The sequence below is a fragment of the Turicibacter sp. St.80E1 genome (genome assembly GCF_059728495.1).
This window is the reverse complement of the sequence record NZ_AP039386.1, coordinates 2,180,068-2,196,664: the sequence shown is the minus strand read 5'-3', so window position 1 is coordinate 2,196,664 and position 16,597 is coordinate 2,180,068. Positions and strand designations below refer to the sequence as shown.

Annotated in this window: 14 protein-coding genes and 1 riboswitch; of the genes, 8 read left to right on the top strand and 6 right to left on the bottom strand. The window is 35.8% G+C overall.

The window, feature by feature from the left end:
- Positions 1-17: 17 nt before the first annotated feature.
- Positions 18-809: a hypothetical protein gene (locus AC6I0I_RS10540; RefSeq protein WP_161830961.1), complete on the top strand. Its 792-nt coding sequence runs from the start codon at positions 18-20 to the stop codon at positions 807-809.
- A gap of 43 nt (positions 810-852) precedes the next feature.
- On the opposite strand, the gene AC6I0I_RS10535 is transcribed toward AC6I0I_RS10540, so the two are convergent.
- The 3 genes from AC6I0I_RS10535 to AC6I0I_RS10525 form a co-directional block, all read right to left on the bottom strand.
- Entirely contained in the window at positions 853-1,581 is a 729-nt protein-coding gene (locus AC6I0I_RS10535) for a GntR family transcriptional regulator (RefSeq protein WP_161830962.1), read from the bottom strand.
- Between the two features lie 276 nt (positions 1,582-1,857).
- Positions 1,858-3,222, bottom strand: a complete 1,365-nt coding sequence (locus tag AC6I0I_RS10530) for a TrkH family potassium uptake protein (RefSeq protein WP_161830963.1) — start codon at positions 3,220-3,222, stop codon at positions 1,858-1,860.
- A 218-nt stretch (positions 3,223-3,440) separates the two neighbouring features.
- Positions 3,441-5,165 carry a B12-binding domain-containing radical SAM protein gene (locus AC6I0I_RS10525; RefSeq protein ID WP_262951015.1) on the bottom strand — a complete coding sequence of 575 codons (1,725 nt, stop codon included), beginning with the start codon at positions 5,163-5,165 and terminating at the stop codon, positions 3,441-3,443.
- 201 nt (positions 5,166-5,366) lie between these two features.
- Between AC6I0I_RS10525 and AC6I0I_RS10520 the strand changes: the two genes are divergently transcribed.
- From AC6I0I_RS10520 to AC6I0I_RS10495, 6 genes are all read left to right on the top strand, one after another.
- Complete coding sequence (locus AC6I0I_RS10520; protein ID WP_161830965.1) at positions 5,367-6,068, top strand: ABC transporter ATP-binding protein; 702 nt, start codon at positions 5,367-5,369, stop codon at positions 6,066-6,068.
- Positions 6,068-8,422: an ABC transporter permease gene (locus tag AC6I0I_RS10515; RefSeq protein WP_262953712.1), complete on the top strand. Its 2,355-nt coding sequence runs from the start codon at positions 6,068-6,070 to the stop codon at positions 8,420-8,422. The genes AC6I0I_RS10520 and AC6I0I_RS10515 overlap by 1 nt, the downstream gene beginning before the upstream one ends.
- A 467-nt stretch (positions 8,423-8,889) precedes the next feature.
- Complete coding sequence (gene pyrR, locus AC6I0I_RS10510; RefSeq protein WP_161830967.1) at positions 8,890-9,417, top strand: bifunctional pyr operon transcriptional regulator/uracil phosphoribosyltransferase PyrR; 528 nt, start codon at positions 8,890-8,892, stop codon at positions 9,415-9,417.
- Between the two features lie 330 nt (positions 9,418-9,747).
- A complete protein-coding gene (gene mutY / locus AC6I0I_RS10505; protein WP_262953711.1) occupies positions 9,748-10,839 on the top strand; it encodes an A/G-specific adenine glycosylase in 1,092 nt (363 codons plus the stop codon).
- A gap of 32 nt (positions 10,840-10,871) precedes the next feature.
- A riboswitch (TPP riboswitch) is annotated at positions 10,872-10,971 on the top strand.
- Between the two features lie 73 nt (positions 10,972-11,044).
- On the top strand, positions 11,045-11,599 hold the full coding sequence (thiT, locus tag AC6I0I_RS10500) for an energy-coupled thiamine transporter ThiT (protein WP_262953710.1): 555 nt from the start codon (positions 11,045-11,047) through the stop codon (positions 11,597-11,599).
- A 121-nt stretch (positions 11,600-11,720) separates the two neighbouring features.
- On the top strand, positions 11,721-12,071 hold the full coding sequence (locus AC6I0I_RS10495; RefSeq protein ID WP_161830970.1) for an SdpI family protein: 351 nt from the start codon (positions 11,721-11,723) through the stop codon (positions 12,069-12,071).
- A gap of 67 nt (positions 12,072-12,138) precedes the next feature.
- On the opposite strand, the gene AC6I0I_RS10490 is transcribed toward AC6I0I_RS10495, so the two are convergent.
- Complete coding sequence (locus AC6I0I_RS10490; protein WP_161830971.1) at positions 12,139-12,285, bottom strand: hypothetical protein; 147 nt, start codon at positions 12,283-12,285, stop codon at positions 12,139-12,141.
- Between the two features lie 186 nt (positions 12,286-12,471).
- Here AC6I0I_RS10490 and AC6I0I_RS10485 point away from each other — a divergent pair, with 186 nt between their 5' ends.
- Positions 12,472-13,272: a Cof-type HAD-IIB family hydrolase gene (locus AC6I0I_RS10485; protein ID WP_161830972.1), complete on the top strand. Its 801-nt coding sequence runs from the start codon at positions 12,472-12,474 to the stop codon at positions 13,270-13,272.
- Positions 13,273-13,577: 305 nt separating this feature from the next.
- On the opposite strand, the gene AC6I0I_RS10480 is transcribed toward AC6I0I_RS10485, so the two are convergent.
- Together AC6I0I_RS10480 and AC6I0I_RS10475 are read right to left on the bottom strand one after the other, a co-directional pair.
- Complete coding sequence (locus AC6I0I_RS10480; protein WP_262953709.1) at positions 13,578-14,219, bottom strand: HAD family hydrolase; 642 nt, start codon at positions 14,217-14,219, stop codon at positions 13,578-13,580.
- A 74-nt stretch (positions 14,220-14,293) separates the two neighbouring features.
- Positions 14,294-16,591 carry an HAD-IC family P-type ATPase gene (locus AC6I0I_RS10475; protein ID WP_262953708.1) on the bottom strand — a complete coding sequence of 766 codons (2,298 nt, stop codon included), beginning with the start codon at positions 16,589-16,591 and terminating at the stop codon, positions 14,294-14,296.
- Positions 16,592-16,597 lie beyond the last annotated feature (6 nt).

The following is a 16,597-nucleotide window of genomic DNA, read 5'->3' as shown; positions in this document are numbered from 1 at the left end:
GGAAGGGGGAAACCTGAATGATTATTAAAACGGAAATTATAGATTCATTTTTAGAGTATGGGAATTTGAATGCCGTAAAGGACCATTGGATTTACCAGGCTATTGTCCCTGGACAATTCACTTTCGAAGAACCTAAAAATGTTAATAGGGAATTACTAGTCCATTTATATGAGACAATTAAAAATAGATTGTATAATTTTAAACCGTTAAATGAGAGACTATGGCATAAAATATTTAGTAATCTTCAAATTCCGGATACTACTGCGATTTACCTGATTGTCGGTTTACCTCAACCATACGATGCCGTTGTGAGGGAAGATAAGGTGGGAATGAGATGTATTATTTTGGATTTGGTAAGGTTATGTACCTATGCAGATAGTTTGGAAGAACTTGACTTTATAGCCGCTGATTTTTTAACGCATGAGCTTTCCCATGTGCTTGTGAGTCAAAAGTATCCCTATTCTAAGAAGGTTCCTAAAATAGAGGTTTTAAAACAACTCGTTTTTGATGAAGGAATTGCCCATTTTCTATCTTATGAGGAGGATGTATTGTCGGTAGATTGGCATACAGATAAAATGAATAACCGCCGAAATTCAGTTTATCAAAAATTACGTTATTATTTGACACAGGAAGAGGCATTAACACATGAGGCTTTTAGGAACGCGAACACCGGGTCATTTTGGGATAAATATGCCTCAATATCCGGAATGTTTGCTGTTATCTCTTATTGTGAACGTGGCGGATGCCTTGAAGAGTTGTTAGAAAAGGGGCCGGATGCCCTGCTAGATATTATTGAAAAGGGAATTTAAAAAAAGAGACGTTTGCGTCTCTTTTTTTATACACATTTTAGTTTTAGATCGTCAGTTCTACAACGTATTTATATTTGTCTGATCGATAATAAGTTGTCGTATACTCGATGCTTTGATTGTGTTGGTCTTTACTGATTCTAGTTCTTTTTAATACGGCATCGTTTGTAGAAATTTCTAAGGCATCAGCAATGACCTCATTTGCTAACATGGCTTCAATGTATTCTTCAGCATGGGTAATGTGTATATTTTTTGTCGCTAATAAATCGTATAAAGAACCATATTGTTCTGCATCAAATGGAAGGTTTAGTGATTCAGGTAAATAAGAGATAGAGTACATGATAATATCGTTGTTAACCATACGAATGCGGTTTAATCGTAAAACTTTTTCATTTGTAGAAAGGTTTAGAGCGGATTTAATTGTTTCATCAGGAGTTACTAAAGAGATATTTATTTGTTTATTTTTAAGGAGTAATCCTTGTTCCGACATTTTTTGTGTAAAACTTTTTACTGTGGATAACTTATCAGCAATAGCATTTGAAAGAACAATAGTTCCTTTTCCGCGCCCACGCTCCTTTTTTAGAAGGCCCTCGTTTACTAATTCGTTGACCGCCTGTCGAATAGTCATGCGGCTGACATCAAACATATCTTCTAATTCATTTTCGGAAGGAATAGTACTTCCAACAGGATATTCATTGGTTATAATCTTGTGTTTTAGGACATCTTTAATTTGTAAATATAAAGGTTTAGAATCCTTTGAACGATCAAGTATCACAGATGATTCCTCCAATTCTATTTAAAACGGTATCATATAATAATATCATAATGTTTTTAAGGCTTTTTTTCAACTCTCATATAACATTCTAAATAAAACATCATTATGTCATATGAGTAAAAGATTTTACAAGGAATAAGATTTTTCTTAGATATTTAATAATCTTTTGATGAGATAAGTAGCCATAAAAAAAGGTAGTCTCGTTTAAAAAATGGACTACCTTTAATTTACCATATAAAAATGTTTTCATTGTATAAAAATATTCAAATTCATAAATTATCCAATAATAATGTCTGCTTTTGGATAACGAACTTTTGCTGGGTGAGCATTTGCTCTGAAGATGAGTAGGAAGGTAATAATACCGATGCGGCCAATAAACATCGTTGCAATGAGAACAATCTTAGCAAATGAAGTTAGGGCCCCCGTTATTCCCATAGATAATCCGGTTGTTCCAAAAGCTGAGCAAACTTCAAAGAAAATTTCCATTAATGAGAACGAATCACTCATACAAATAAGAAGTGTCGACAGACAAACAATTAAGGTAGCGACAATATAAATCATAAAAGATTTATAGACCGTTTGAGTTTCAATTTCTCTTCCGTAAATATTCACATACTGTCTTCCACGTGCAAAGGAGAGGATAGCCAGCACCATGATAGCAAATGTTGTTGTACGAATTCCGCCTCCTGATGAATTAGGTGAAGAACCAATGAACATAAGTCCACAGAACATCGTTAATGTAGCGGGAGAGAAGGCATTCATATCTACGGTTGCAAAACCTGCATTACGTGTACTTAATGAGTTAAATGTTGCAAAATAGAATCCTTCAATTAATCCTCTATCTGTAAGAAAGTGATTGTATTCAAAGAGATAGAATCCAATAATCCCAACAATCCACAGGATAAGCGTTGTTACCATCGTTAATTTTGTATAGATGGAGAATTTGAAACGTTGATTCGTTCGTTTGCAGTGGACGTATTTTTGAATATCTAAAATTACCGGGAATCCCATGGCTCCAAAAAACATGAGCATCATATGAAGCGTTTGGACGAAATAGTCATGTTGAAAAGGAATCAATGACGCCCCTGTAATATCGAATCCAGAATTGGTGATGGCAGAGACGGTTGTAAAAAATCCCTGAAGCATCGCAATCCAATAGACAGGATAATAGCCTGCAAAATAATAATAGTGTCCTAGAATAAGCATGAAGATAAGCTCAATCACTAGAAAGGAGATTAAGACGGATTTAACCAATTTAACAACACCACTTAGATTAATTTGGTTTTGATCTGTCATAATGAGGGCACGTTCTCGAGTAGAGATTTTATGTCCTGCTAATAACCAGATGGCTGTGGAAATCATCATTAATCCCAATCCACCAATTTGGAGGTTGAGTGCTAAAATTAAGATTCCTGGAAGACTAAAAGTTTCAACTGTTGAAATCGGTGATAAACCGGTATTACTTAATCCGCTCGTTGATACAAAGAGAGCGTCAAGAAAGGAAAGAGATGCTCCCTCTTGCAAGCTGAAAGGTAACCAAAGCAAAATAGCAAATCCGACCGTGAATAGAAAGTAATAGCCGGCAATTAAACGTGTCGGGGTAGAATGAAGCAGTCCCCGAATCTTTTGAAAAATGAACATGATGGCACTCCTTTTAATAGTTGATAAACATAGCATAATGCTAGTGATTTGAATTTGATTATATCATTAATAGCAACAAAAAAAGTGTAAAATTTATGACGCAATCCAATAAAAACGTTATTATATGGCAATGATGATAATTGATTCCATGAGTAGGAGATGCATAGTGTTATCTGCAGATAGGATTTCAATAATCCACAACTTAAGATGACGGCCTATTAAACATTTTTAATAATATAGTAACTTGTTGGTTTATTAGGCGTGTAAACGACAATGAGATAGTGTAGATCATTGACTGGAATTAATTGGTCATTTAAGTAAATAGGTTCGACCACAGCATATTTAAAGATATCAGGTAATGTAATTTGGTGGGTATTAAGTAGGGTCATCATAGTTGGTGAGTGTTCAGCTAAATGATTAACGATTTGACGACGTTCCTGTTTATGGAGTCGGTCTTCCCACCAAATTTTTGGTTTGATTTTACTTTGAGTGAGGTAGTCGACTTTCATATAAGAAAGAACAGTTTTTAAATGAGGAAAATCAGTCGCGATTAAATAGTCGTATAGCCTTGTGTATAAGTCACTTAATTGATAGTTTATCCAAGGGTAGCGGGATTCCCAAAAGGCACCGAAATCTTGCATAAAAGCAAAAGGCGAAGCGGCGAATGGTCCATCTACTAAGTACTTCATTGTATGGTCTAAGCGATGGGCATTCCAGTAACGTTCTAGAATCTCCTCAGCCAAGTGGATGTTGTGAACATCTGTTTCTGATAAGGTGTTGTTACGTTTCATTTGGTAAGGTGCGAATTGGTCGTACTCATATCCAAATTCATCGGCTTGTTTACGTAATCCGGTTCCGCGTAGTAGTTTTAGGAATCCAAGTTGTAGTTCTTCAGGACGGAGTGCGAATACGTCGTTAAATGATTGTTCAAATCGATCGTAAGGTTCTTCTGGAAGACCTGCAATTAAATCAAGGTGTAAAATGATTTTTCCACCTTCTTTAATTCGTAGAATATTTGTTGTGAGTTTATCAAAGTTTTGGCGGCGCTTCACGAGTTTATTTGTTAAGTCATAGGTAGACTGAATTCCGATTTCGAATCTAAATAGACCGGCAGGAGCATGTTCATTTAAGTAGTCAATCAGTTCGGTTGGCATAATATCCGCGGTAATTTCAAATTGGAACTGTGTTCCTTCTACGTGTTCTTCAATAATGAAGTTAAATACGTCGAGTGCGTATTTTTTGTTTATATTAAAGGTTCGATCTAAAAACTTAAATGTTTTGGCTCCGTGACTCATTAAATAACGGATTTCGTCTTTTACTTTTTCGATATCGAAGTAACGAACTTTATTATCCACAGATGCAAGACAGTATTGACAAGAATATGGGCATCCGCGAGAGGTTTCGATATATTGGATTCGTGTTGGAAGCAAAGGGATATCCTCTTCAAAATAAAAAGGTGACTGAATTTCTTTAGGGTCGAGAATAGGAGCGGGAGGATTTTGAACAAGCTCCTTCGTTAATAAGTTACGATAGACGATGCCACGAACATCCGCAAGGTCACGTCTCCCATGTAAATATTCCATTAGCTCTTTAAACGATAATTCTCCTTCCCCATAGATAATATAATCCACAGAGCTGCGAGAAAACCAAACATCAAAATCGTAAGAAACCTCGGGTCCTCCCATAATGATTGTTAAGGTTGGATCTTTTTCTTTAAGAAGGTTGATGAGTTGTAACGTTTTTTCAACGTTCCAGATATAAACACTAAAACCAATAATTTTAGGACGCATCGATAATAGATTATTAAGTATGTTATCGAGAGAATCTTTTAACGTATATTCTTTTAGCGTAATATCAAAATCTTTTGCATTAGCTTTAAGATAGCGGATAGCCAAATTGGTATGAATATATTTTGAATTTAACGTACTAAGTATAACTGACATTATTTAACACCTCATTTTTTTATCCTTTTCATTTTAGCATAAACCGACTTTAGATACCTATATCTTTTATGGTCTTTTAGATAGGAATTTAAAGATTTTGGATATAAAAAACAACTTTACCACTTTTTTGAACAATGGAAGTTTAAAATCACTTATTTTGTTAATAATGAAGATAAAATATGGTTGGAAGTAGGTGGGAAGATGTTGATTTCTCTTCAAAATGTTTGTAAGGAATATCAATTAGGTGAAGTTACAACGACGGCGTTAAAAGACGTAAATTTAGAAGTAAAAAAAGGGGAATTCGTTGTCGTATTAGGTCCATCGGGTTCTGGAAAGTCGACGCTGCTTCATGTAAGTGGTGGATTGGATCAAGTGAGCGATGGAAAAATCATTGTTAATGGGAGTGAGATTACGAAAATGAAATCATCGCAGCTCACTAATTTTCGTCGTAAAGAATTAGGTTTTATTTTTCAACAGTATCATCTAATGCCTAATATGACGGTATTTGAAAACGTAGAGGTAGGTGCGAGATTAAGTCGTTGTCCACTGGACGTGCAAAAGGTATTAAAAGAGGTAATGCTTGATGAAATGTTACATCATTTTCCGTATCAGTTATCCGGGGGTCAGCAGCAACGGGTAGCAATTGCAAGAGCTATTGCTAAAAATCCATCGATTTTATTTTGTGATGAGCCAACCGGGGCGTTAGATGAGGAAACCGGAAAGTTAGTCCTAGAAGTATTACAGCGAGTTAATGAAGAGTTTCAGACGACGATTATTTTAATTACCCATAATTTAGGTATTGCACAAATGGCGGATAAAGTCATCAAGATGAAATCAGGAATGGTTGTTGAAGTGATGCAAAATCCTCATAAAGTACGTGCAAGCGAAGTGAGTTGGGCCTAATGTTATCTAAAAATAGTATGAGGTTTATTCGTCTGAAACCTTTCCAATTTTTATCGATTGTAACTTTAATTGCAATGGCTTCATTTATTTATGTTTGTTTGCAAGGCTCTATTGATTCTGTCACCTATTTTTTAAATGATTATACGCATCAAACACGACAGGAAGACTTTTTTGTGGTTTTATCTGCTCCGAGTAAAGAGGATTTAAACAAACTAAACCGTAGTAAACGTGAGGATACCTCTGTTTTTCTAAATCAATTATCTTCACAAAAGAAAACATTACAGAACTATAGTTTGATTGATTATTATAATCTGCAAATTGAGTCATTAGCAGAGGAGTTTGATGTCACGTTAGAAGGTCGTTTTTACCGGGATGTGGTAAATGATGTAGACGGAAACACGTTTAGATACCGAGTTATAAATCCCACGGACTCAGTAAATTTGACCTATTTATTAGAGGGAAAACTGCCGGCTAAGGAAAATGAAATTGCTGTGTTTAAAACATTTGCCGATGGAAATCAGTTGAATATAGGAGATACATTAACCTTAAATCAACGATCATTTACGATAACAGCGTTCATAGCTGTACCGGATTATATTTACCCAATCTTTAATTATGATAGTCCCCTATACGAGCCTACACGTGAGACGGTAGCCATTGTCACGGAAGCCGCGTATCAACAATTTGATGAGAAGCAATGGGTTTTATATAGTGGCTATTTTAATCAGGAAATCGGAGACCTAGAGGGGGCTGTTTCTAAAATTTCAAATGCTGATGGGGTTTCCTACGCCATGAGTAGAGACCAAAATGTTAGGATTAATGCGGTAGACATTCATCTAAATAGTAATCAATTATTATCAATGACATTTACCGTTCTTTTATTAGCCATGTCTGTTTTCGTTATTTTATTGGTCATGAAAAAACGGATTAACTCAGAACGTGTTCAGATTGGCATCTTAAAGGCGATGGGATATCGTCGCTATGAGATTGCACTTAGTTACTTGGGGTATCCATTGTTATCCACAGTGTTTGGAAGTTTAATTGGATTCTTTTTAGGAATTGGTCTGTCTATTCATTTGGCTAATACCTATATGACAAACTATGTGGTTCCCTTTGTAGGATTTTACTTGACGTCAAAATTAATCATCGGGGGAATTATTTTACCATTAATCGTAGTTGGGGTTTCGAGTTTGATTATCTTACTTCTTTTATTGAAAGATGATCCTTTGACGTTAATGAGGGAAAGTAGTCATTTAAAGGTGTCGAGAGGTTCAAGGATGGTTATGCGAATATTAAAGCCATTTAAATTCGAAACACGGTTTAAATATTCGTTAGCTTTTCGTAATATCGGAAAAATTACTTCTCTATTTAGCGTCGTTGTGGTGGCAAGCATCTTTTTAGTCTTTTCCTCGATTGTTTTTCATTCCTTTGAAAGTATTGTGGATAAAGCATTTAAGGGGGCCAAGTATAGTTATCAGATTAAGTATAATCGGCTTATCGATGCCTCTTTAGCTGACACGGAATCTCCGTTTTTACAGTATACGACCCACCCGGTGATTGGAGAAAAGACGACCCCATTTTATTTATATGGAATCATACCCGAAAATAAAGTAAGTCCTCTTTACAATAGTCAAGGGGAGGAAATTACCGCGATGGCGCAACATGGATTAATCATTAATGAATTTATTGCCCGGGCTTATGCGCTTCAAATAGGAGATCGTTTATCCTTTGAAGTGAAGGGAATGGAATTAACATATCCGATTGTTGAGGTTGTGGATCATTATAATGGGCCAATGATGTATACCTCCCTAGAGAAATTAGCGACTGACCTAGGTTTGAATTCGAATCTATATAACGGGAAATGGAGTTCTGAGAGACCGTTAAATGATAAGAATATTTCCTATATTTTTTCTATTGATGACTTAACAAGAAATATTAAAGTAGGCATGGAAATGATTCGTATTTCACTATTAGTAATGGTTGTTGTGACGGTTATTTTAGGAAGTCTGATGATGGTATTAATTACGACCTTTATCATTGAGGAAAATCAACGACAAATTTCAATTTTAAAGGTGATGGGATACAGTAGAAAGGAAGTTTCTAAACTCGTTTTAACCATTTATTTTCCATTTGTGATGCTCGCCTATTTCGTCAGTGTCCCGCTTACTAGGGTGGGGATAGATTACATTATGACCCAAATAGCTTCTGAGCTTCCAATGGCTATTCCGACGGACTTTACATTGACCCAATTTGTAATTGGAGTGCTGACTGTAGGAGTTACTTACTGGATTTCTCTTTTGCTATCTAGAGGACAGTTGGATAGAGTATCATTGCATGAAGTGTTGAAAGTTTAACTAGAAATAAATTCATATAGGGAACGGCATTCATCTTTTTAATGTGGTTCTCATCGTCAGTTCTTTTGTTAGGTAAAGAATCGGATGAATTCTTTGAATCGTTTAACGTTGTAAAACACCTAAGCTACATCATTAGAGAGGTAGTTGCAGGTTTAAAAAATAATGATAGCTTGATTCGATTTTGTAGGTTGTAGTAAGTTTTTGATGATGGAAAAGGATGAACGTGATTGTTCATCGGGTGTCCCTCGCATCGAAAAGTAGCTAAGTCTGTTTTATTAAATAGAAAGTCTTCAACCTGTTTTAGTGCCTCCTCATTGGGGTGGGGACAGGTTGTGGATAATTAGTTTAATTAGTGGATAAACTATATTCATCTTCCCCTTTATCGGTCGTTTAATATTTAAAAACGCTATATTTTATGATATTCTAAAGACAGTGAACTTCTTTGTACGAAAGGTGGGTTTAATAAGATGAATAAGGTATTGTTTGACCATGATACGATTATGCGTTCTTTAAAGCGAATTGCACATGAAATTTTAGAGAAAAATGATGATTTAAATGATATTGTCATTATTGGAATTAGAACGCGTGGGGCTTATTTAGCTGAGCGTCTAGTACGTTTAATCGAGGTATTTGAAGGTGTAACAGTTCCTTTAGGGGAATTAGATATTACAAAGTATCGTGATGATATTACACGCGAAATGAAAGAGGTTATTGTGAATCAGAGTACAGTTCCAATGATGCTAAACGGTAAAACGGTTATTTTAGTAGACGATGTGTTATACACAGGTCGTACGGTTCGTGCGGCATTAGAAGCGGTTCTAGAATATGGACGTCCTAAAAATATACAATTAGCTACTCTTATCGATCGAGGTCATCGAGAACTTCCAATTCGCGCGGATTATGTAGGGAAGAATATACCGACTTCTCATTCTGAAGCTGTTCAGGTGTATTTAACTGAACTTGATGAGAAGGATGCTGTGGTATTATCAAAATAATCATGGAATATGGGACGTAGAAGTATTCTTTAGTTAAGTATAAGAATAATATTTAAAGGAGTATCGTATTTCATTTAGAAAGAATAGAGTGGTGGATAATACCACTAGTATTTTCATAAAGAGCAGAGTATAATGCTAATTAAGATGAAACTATACCTGGGTTTACGATGATAGTTTCAGCGAGTTTATAAAAAAGCACCGAACTGTACCTAAAGTCCTGCAGGTGCTTTTTTTATTTCAATAGATCTCCGTTACTTTGTTGGGTTTAGGGGGATGAATACGAACAGAAATCAGTAGTAGAATAAATGATTAAAAAAGTAGGTGAAATGATTGATAGAACAATACATCGAACATTTAGATATAGACGGATTTCAACGTGATTTAATTCAGTGGTACCATTCGGTAAAACGCGATTTACCTTGGCGAATAAATCAAGATCCTTATCGAATTTTAGTTTCTGAAATTATGTTACAACAAACGCAAGTGGCAACAGTTATCCCGTACTATGAACGTTTTATGAAACTATTCCCAACGACTAAAGAGTTAGCAATGGCAGACGATCAAACATTGCTTAAGGCATGGGAAGGTTTAGGTTATTATTCTCGGGCTCGTAACTTACGTGAAAGTGCACGAATGATTGAAGAAATGGGTGGATTTCCAAAAACGCATGAGGAAATTTTAAAATTGAAGGGAGTTGGACCCTACACAGCGGGGGCAGTGAGTAGTATTGCCTTTGATATTCCGGTACCAGCTGTCGATGGAAATGTTTTTCGTGTAATGAGTCGAGTATGTTGTATTTACGAGGATATCGCAAAGGCGAAAACGAGAAAAACTTTTGAGGCTGTTGTATCACGCGTAATTTCACATGAAGATCCAAGTGCATTTAATCAGGGATTAATGGAATTAGGGGCAACGATTTGTACACCTAAATCTCCAAAGTGTTTACAGTGTCCAGTTCAGTCTTATTGTCAGGCTTATCACCAGGGGGTTGATGATTTATTACCCGTAAAAACAAAAGCAACTTCCCAAACTAAAATGAAATTAGTTGTAGCCGTTGTAAAGAATCAACATGGAGAGTATTTAGTTAGTAAACGTCCTGATACCGGATTGCTCGCTAATTTTTATGAATTCCTAAATTTTGAGTACCTAGGGGAGAAGGAACCGAAGGAATTTTTAGTAGAAAAGTTATCCCCAAGTTGTAAAAAGGTTGAATCGGTTCAATTTATCGGAACATTTAATCACGTTTTTTCACATCGGATTTGGGAAATGGAAAGCTATTTTATTTCAATTCAAACTGGATACGAAGAAGTCATCGCTGAAAATGACTACTTGTGGATAAGTGAACAACAAATGACGGACTATCCATTAGTAACTGCCCATCAACGTATTTTAAAGAATATTGAATCTAGAAATATTTGCTAATTATTGAGTCGTATGATAGAATAAAAAAGGAAACGAAATACTAGGGGTGCCTTACGGCTGAGAGTGCATGATGCATAACCCTTTGAACCTGAACTAGTTAGGACTAGCGGAGGGAAGTAGACGAATTTTTTATTTTTAATAAATGGGATATTCTTATACTTTTAATGATGCCGTAAAGCCTCCTAATGAAAGGGAGGATTTTTTTATGAGAAATTCAAAAACCAAAAAGAGTGTGGAAATCAGTATCTTAATTGCTTTGGCATTTATCCTTGATTACGCATCAAATCTTTTTATGGGGTGGTTATGGCCACAAGGAGGATCTATTTCTATTTCTTTAATCCCTATTGCAATCATTGCTTTCCGTTGTGGATGGCTTGCCGGAGTGATGGGTGGGTTTATCATGGGGTTATTACAATTGTTAACGGGGGCATATATTATGCATCCTATCCAGGTGTTATTTGATTACCCATTACCTTATGCTGCCCTTGGATTTGCTGGGGTATTTGCAAATAAAGTAAATGGGACTACAGGGATTAAACAGATGGTTTATATTTGGTGTGCAACAGGTTTAGGTTCATTTCTTCGATTGATTTGTCACGTTATTTCAGGGGCAGTATTTTTTGCACCTGTCACGGGGGAGAATCCATGGGTCTTTTCGATTGTTTATAATACACCTTATATTATAATGTCTTATATTGTGAGTACCGTCTTATTAACCATTCTTTATCGAAGAAATAGCGAGCAACTTCTGGTCAAATAACGCTTTTAATTTAATATTGCAAAAAGACGACAAATTTGTCGCTCTTTTTTTGTTCACTTTATAGTTTCGCCCAAATATACTATAATATAGAATATATTACAATTATAAGGAGGGAATTTGGATGAAAGAGTTTAGCATATTTATCGCACCACTTGTATTTATGTTCTTAGGATTAATTACTTATTTAGAATCTGATTTACCACATCAAAAAATTGGCTATCGTGTATTAACCGTTAAGCAAACCGTTGAGACGTGGCAAGTATCTAATAAATTTGCGGCAAAAGTATTACTTGTATTCGGAGGATTATTACTGATTTTTGGTGTTATTTTAAATTCTTATTTTCGAACATTGGCCATCTGGGAATTAATTGTTATTAACGTAATCGAACTCATTATTATTGGGGGGCTAGTCATTGGGTTAACAGAATGGCGTGTTAATATTTCATTTAATAAAGAAGGTAAAAAAAAATAGTGATGGAAACTACTACGCAAAATATAAGGTCGACGTTTAATTAATGGTTAATTAAACGTCGACCTTTTTATCTAGATGAATTATTTTTCATGATAAAGTCATATCCTTTTAAGAAGAGAAACGTTAAAATTGATACGACGGCAAGTAAGATAATAAGATTGCTACCGATGTAAGTAAAGGCTTGTAGTGGGGTATTAATTGATTCTACTGGCATATATGTTTCCTCCTTTATACTTCAGTATAAGTAAACAGGGAGGAGTTCATACATAGAATAGTTTTTTTCATGAATCTCATAAGCGATATTTTTTTAAGAAGAGGGCGTTCCTTTTTTTATTTTGTTGGATTTGGGCGTGTTTTTGTAGTATTCTATGAATATTGACACATAGGAGGGATTTTAAAGATGAATATTAAGGTAGCGTTTTTTGATGTGGATGGAACAATCGTGGATAATCATTCAAAGCAAAATCAATCGTCTGATATGGAGCTTGTCCCACAATCAACGATTGAGGCACTTCGTTTATTAAAGGAAAAGGGAATCACCCCTTTTATTGCGACGGGGAGATCCCCATTTATGATTGAATCCTTATTAGAGGGACTTTCAATTGATAGTTATATTTGTACAAATGGACAGTATGCGGTGATGCATAATCAGGTTATGTATGAGGCTCCGTATAAGAAAGAGTTGCTTGACCGTATTGTTGAGATTGCGAGTCAAAATAATGTCCCGTTATTATGGATGCCTAAGACGCATTATATTTTATCGGGGGAACATCAAGAATTTTTGCTCGAAGCTTTAAAGAATATGAATTTACCAGAGCCTTTAATTGAAACAGGAATGAAATCAACTAACGATAAGATTTATCAAATGGTAGCAGGGGTAACTGTAGAAAATGAGCATATTTTTTATCCACTAGAAGAAGTTCGCGTCGTAAGATGGCAACCTAAAGGGGTTGATTTACTTCCTCGTACGGGATCAAAGGCTACAGCTATTTTAGCTATTTTAGAAAAGCTAGGATTAGGCCCTGAACAAGCGATTGCTTTCGGCGATGGATTAAATGATATTGAAATGTTGCAAGCCGTTGGATGTGGTGTTGCGATGGGGAATGCGCATGAGGAACTGAAAAAACATGCAGATTATGTAACCAAACCAGTGAGTGAAGATGGAATTTATTATGCGTGTAAAGAATTAGGATTGATTTAATTGTGGATAAGACTGAATGCCTCATAGTGAATGGTAGTTTTTCGTTTTTTAGGCGAACGACGTTAGATATAAAAAAGAGTTAAGGTTTTGCTTTAATCTCAGACTCGTTACTTATTGAAGCCTAGAGCAGTATTGAATTTCTACAATAATCATTATATTTCTACATAAATTATATAACTTTATTTAGTAAACTATGGAGGTAATCTATTAAATATTCGTTCTATCGTTCGTTTAATAATATATAAGAGTATGTTTAAATAATCACTAAAAAAAGATGTTATCCGGATTGGATAACATCTTTTTTTCTATTGAAGGTGAGTGATAACGTCGTGAAGGCTAGTTAATATCTTTAAGGTTTTGTTTGCAAATTCTTCTTCTGGATATTTCATATCCGGAATACAGATGACATCAATTCCACCACAATGGGCCGCAGTTATTCCTGCCTCACTATCTTCTAATACTAACGCTTCATCAGGAGTAACCCCAAGCTTTTGACAAGCGGTTAAAAATATTTCAGGATGGGGTTTTCCACAGGTTACTTCATCACCACAAATGATATCGTCAAAGTAGTTTCTTAAACGTGCCGCAGCTAATATTTTTTCTGCACGTTCTTTTGAACTACTTGTTGCTACGATTGTTTTATAATGATGGTCTTTTAAATAAGTTAGTAATTCAACAATTCCATTTTTTAATGGAGTAGATGTCGTCAAACGATCGTCTAGCGAGAGATGGACATCTTCCCAAATTTCTTGCATCGGAAATTCTTCGCCGTATTGTTGGGTGAATAGCTGACAAATCGTTGTTCTATTTTTTCCAAGACAACGGAGATAAAAGCTTTTATCAAAAGGATAATTAAATTTTTTCATTGTCTTCGTGTATTCTTCATAAGTTACTCTTTCACTATCAATCATTAAACCATCCATGTCAAAAATAATTGCCTTTTTCACGAAAAGCCCCCCTTGTATATGCTATCTGTTTGCATTATAGCAACTCATCAGATAGAAGACAAGAGGGGCGAGAATTAATTTGACTGGATATTTAGTTTAGATAATATTTGATGAAACATATGTTTTAAAACAAAGAAAAGGAGAGCATAAAGTGGGACGATTAGAAGTACCCATTGAATAAGTTGAATAGGCGTCACATGACTTAACATAAATAGGTTTGAAAATTTAAGAACTGAAAGGGTAATACCGGTGATACTAATGAAGAGAATGGCTATTTTTTTTAGGTTAATGGGAAGACAACTTCTGATGAGAACCCAAAGACCGCTAACCATTGCGATACAAAAACAGTACGTATCAAACAAAGCGTGATTTCGATGAAGACTTGGAATCATAAGTCCAATTAACAGACATCCGATAACGGAAAATCCCGCTGGAATGGCTATTTTTGAAACCTCAGTTAAAAAGTTTCCTTTAATTCTTTCTCGACTGGGTTCAATCGCTAAGAAGAATCCTGGGAGTCCGATTGTAAAGAGATTAATTAGCGTCATTTGGATCGGGACAAAGGGATATCTAAGCGGGGTAAGTAAAACGATAAAGGCAATTAAAATCGAATAAACTGTTTTGGTTAAAAAGAGCGTTGAAACTCGTTGAATATTATTGATGACCCGACGTCCTTCAAGCAACGCAGCGGGAAGTGAGGAAAAATCGGAGTTAAGGAGTAGAATGTCGGCAATACTTTTAGTGATTTCACTCCCATTATTCACTGTAATACTGCAGTTGCTTTCTTTCATTGCTGGAACATCGTTAATTCCATCTCCCATCATAGCGACGAAATGTCCTTGTTTTTTCAAGGCCTGAATCAGTGATTTTTTTTGTTTAGGACTGACACGACCGAATACGGTATACTCATTGACTAAACCGTCTAAGTGATCGTCTGGGTATTGTGACATATCCACAAAACGATCAGCATTTTTTAATCCTGCTTGTTTAGCAATATGTGCGACCGTTTGAGGGTGATCCCCCGAAATTACCTTTAAATCAACCCCTTGGTTTAAGAAATAATCGAAAATTTGAGGGGCATTTTCACGAATGGGATCAATGAGAGTAATGAGTGCAAGGACTTCATGATGGTCATTAACGGTTTTAACAACAGTTAGGACACGATATCCACAACTTGCTAGGGCTTCAATCTCCTTCGTTATTTGTTCATCCGGATGCTCGACTATATGTGGATAAGATCCAATTCGGTACACGCCATCACTGTACTTTGCACCGCTATATTTATTAGCAGAAGTAAAGTAATAAAGTTCACTCGGTGTTGCTTGATCATTTTCTGTGAAGTAGGCTTTAAGGGCCTGCGCTGTAAAGTTAGTCTCGTTTAACTCGTGGAGCAAGTTTCCAATCCGACTCGAAATCTTTTGATCCACATACCATTTAACTTCATGGACTTGCATTTTTCCTTGGGTAATCGTTCCTGTTTTATCAAGGCAAAGTGTATCAATTCGGGCCATTGACTCAATGCAAAACATTTCTTGAACGAGTGTTTTCTTATTAATGAGTTTAATGACCCCGACGGTAAGGGAAATACTACAGAGGAGGAATAGACCCTCGGGGATCATTCCGATAAGGGCAGCAGCCGTTTTTAAAATGGCATCATTCCATGGGAGATGATTGAAAACGAGGGATTTACCTAGCATCAAGAGTCCAACGGGAATAATGAACAGGCTCACTGTCTTTAAAATAAGATTTAGTGTTTCTCTGAGTTGCGAAGGATGTTTTTTATATTCCTTTGCTTCTTTTCCCAATTGATTAGCATAGGTTTGTTCCGCAACGGCAGTGACTTCAATAAGGGCGCTTGAGGCCACCACGTAGCTACCGGAATAGACTGTATCTCCAACGTTCTTTATGACTGTATCACTCTCACCCGTTAGTAAGGCTTCATTTACTTCAAGGTGTCCATCGACGACCTGTCCATCCACAACGATTTGATTTCCGGTAGTGAGATAGAGAATATCACCTAAAACGAGGTCCTCTGGATAACATTCTTGTTTTTTTCCTTCTCGTTGCACGAAAACTTTTGTACGGGTAATGAGATTAATTTTATCGAGGGATCGTTTTGCCCGAAGTTCGACTGCAATCCCAATAATAATATTGCACACAATAACGCCCAAAAATAAAAGATTTTTGTAAGAACCTGTGGTCAAAATAAAGAGCCCTAAAATAAAGTTAATCATATTAAAAAATGTGCACAAGTTATCAATCAGGATTTGTTTAACTGATTTTGTTTTGTATTCAATAAGATGATTATCTTGCCCAAGTGAGCGACGTTTTTGAACCTCTTCTTGAGTTAAACCGTATTTAATATCTGTCATAAGCAT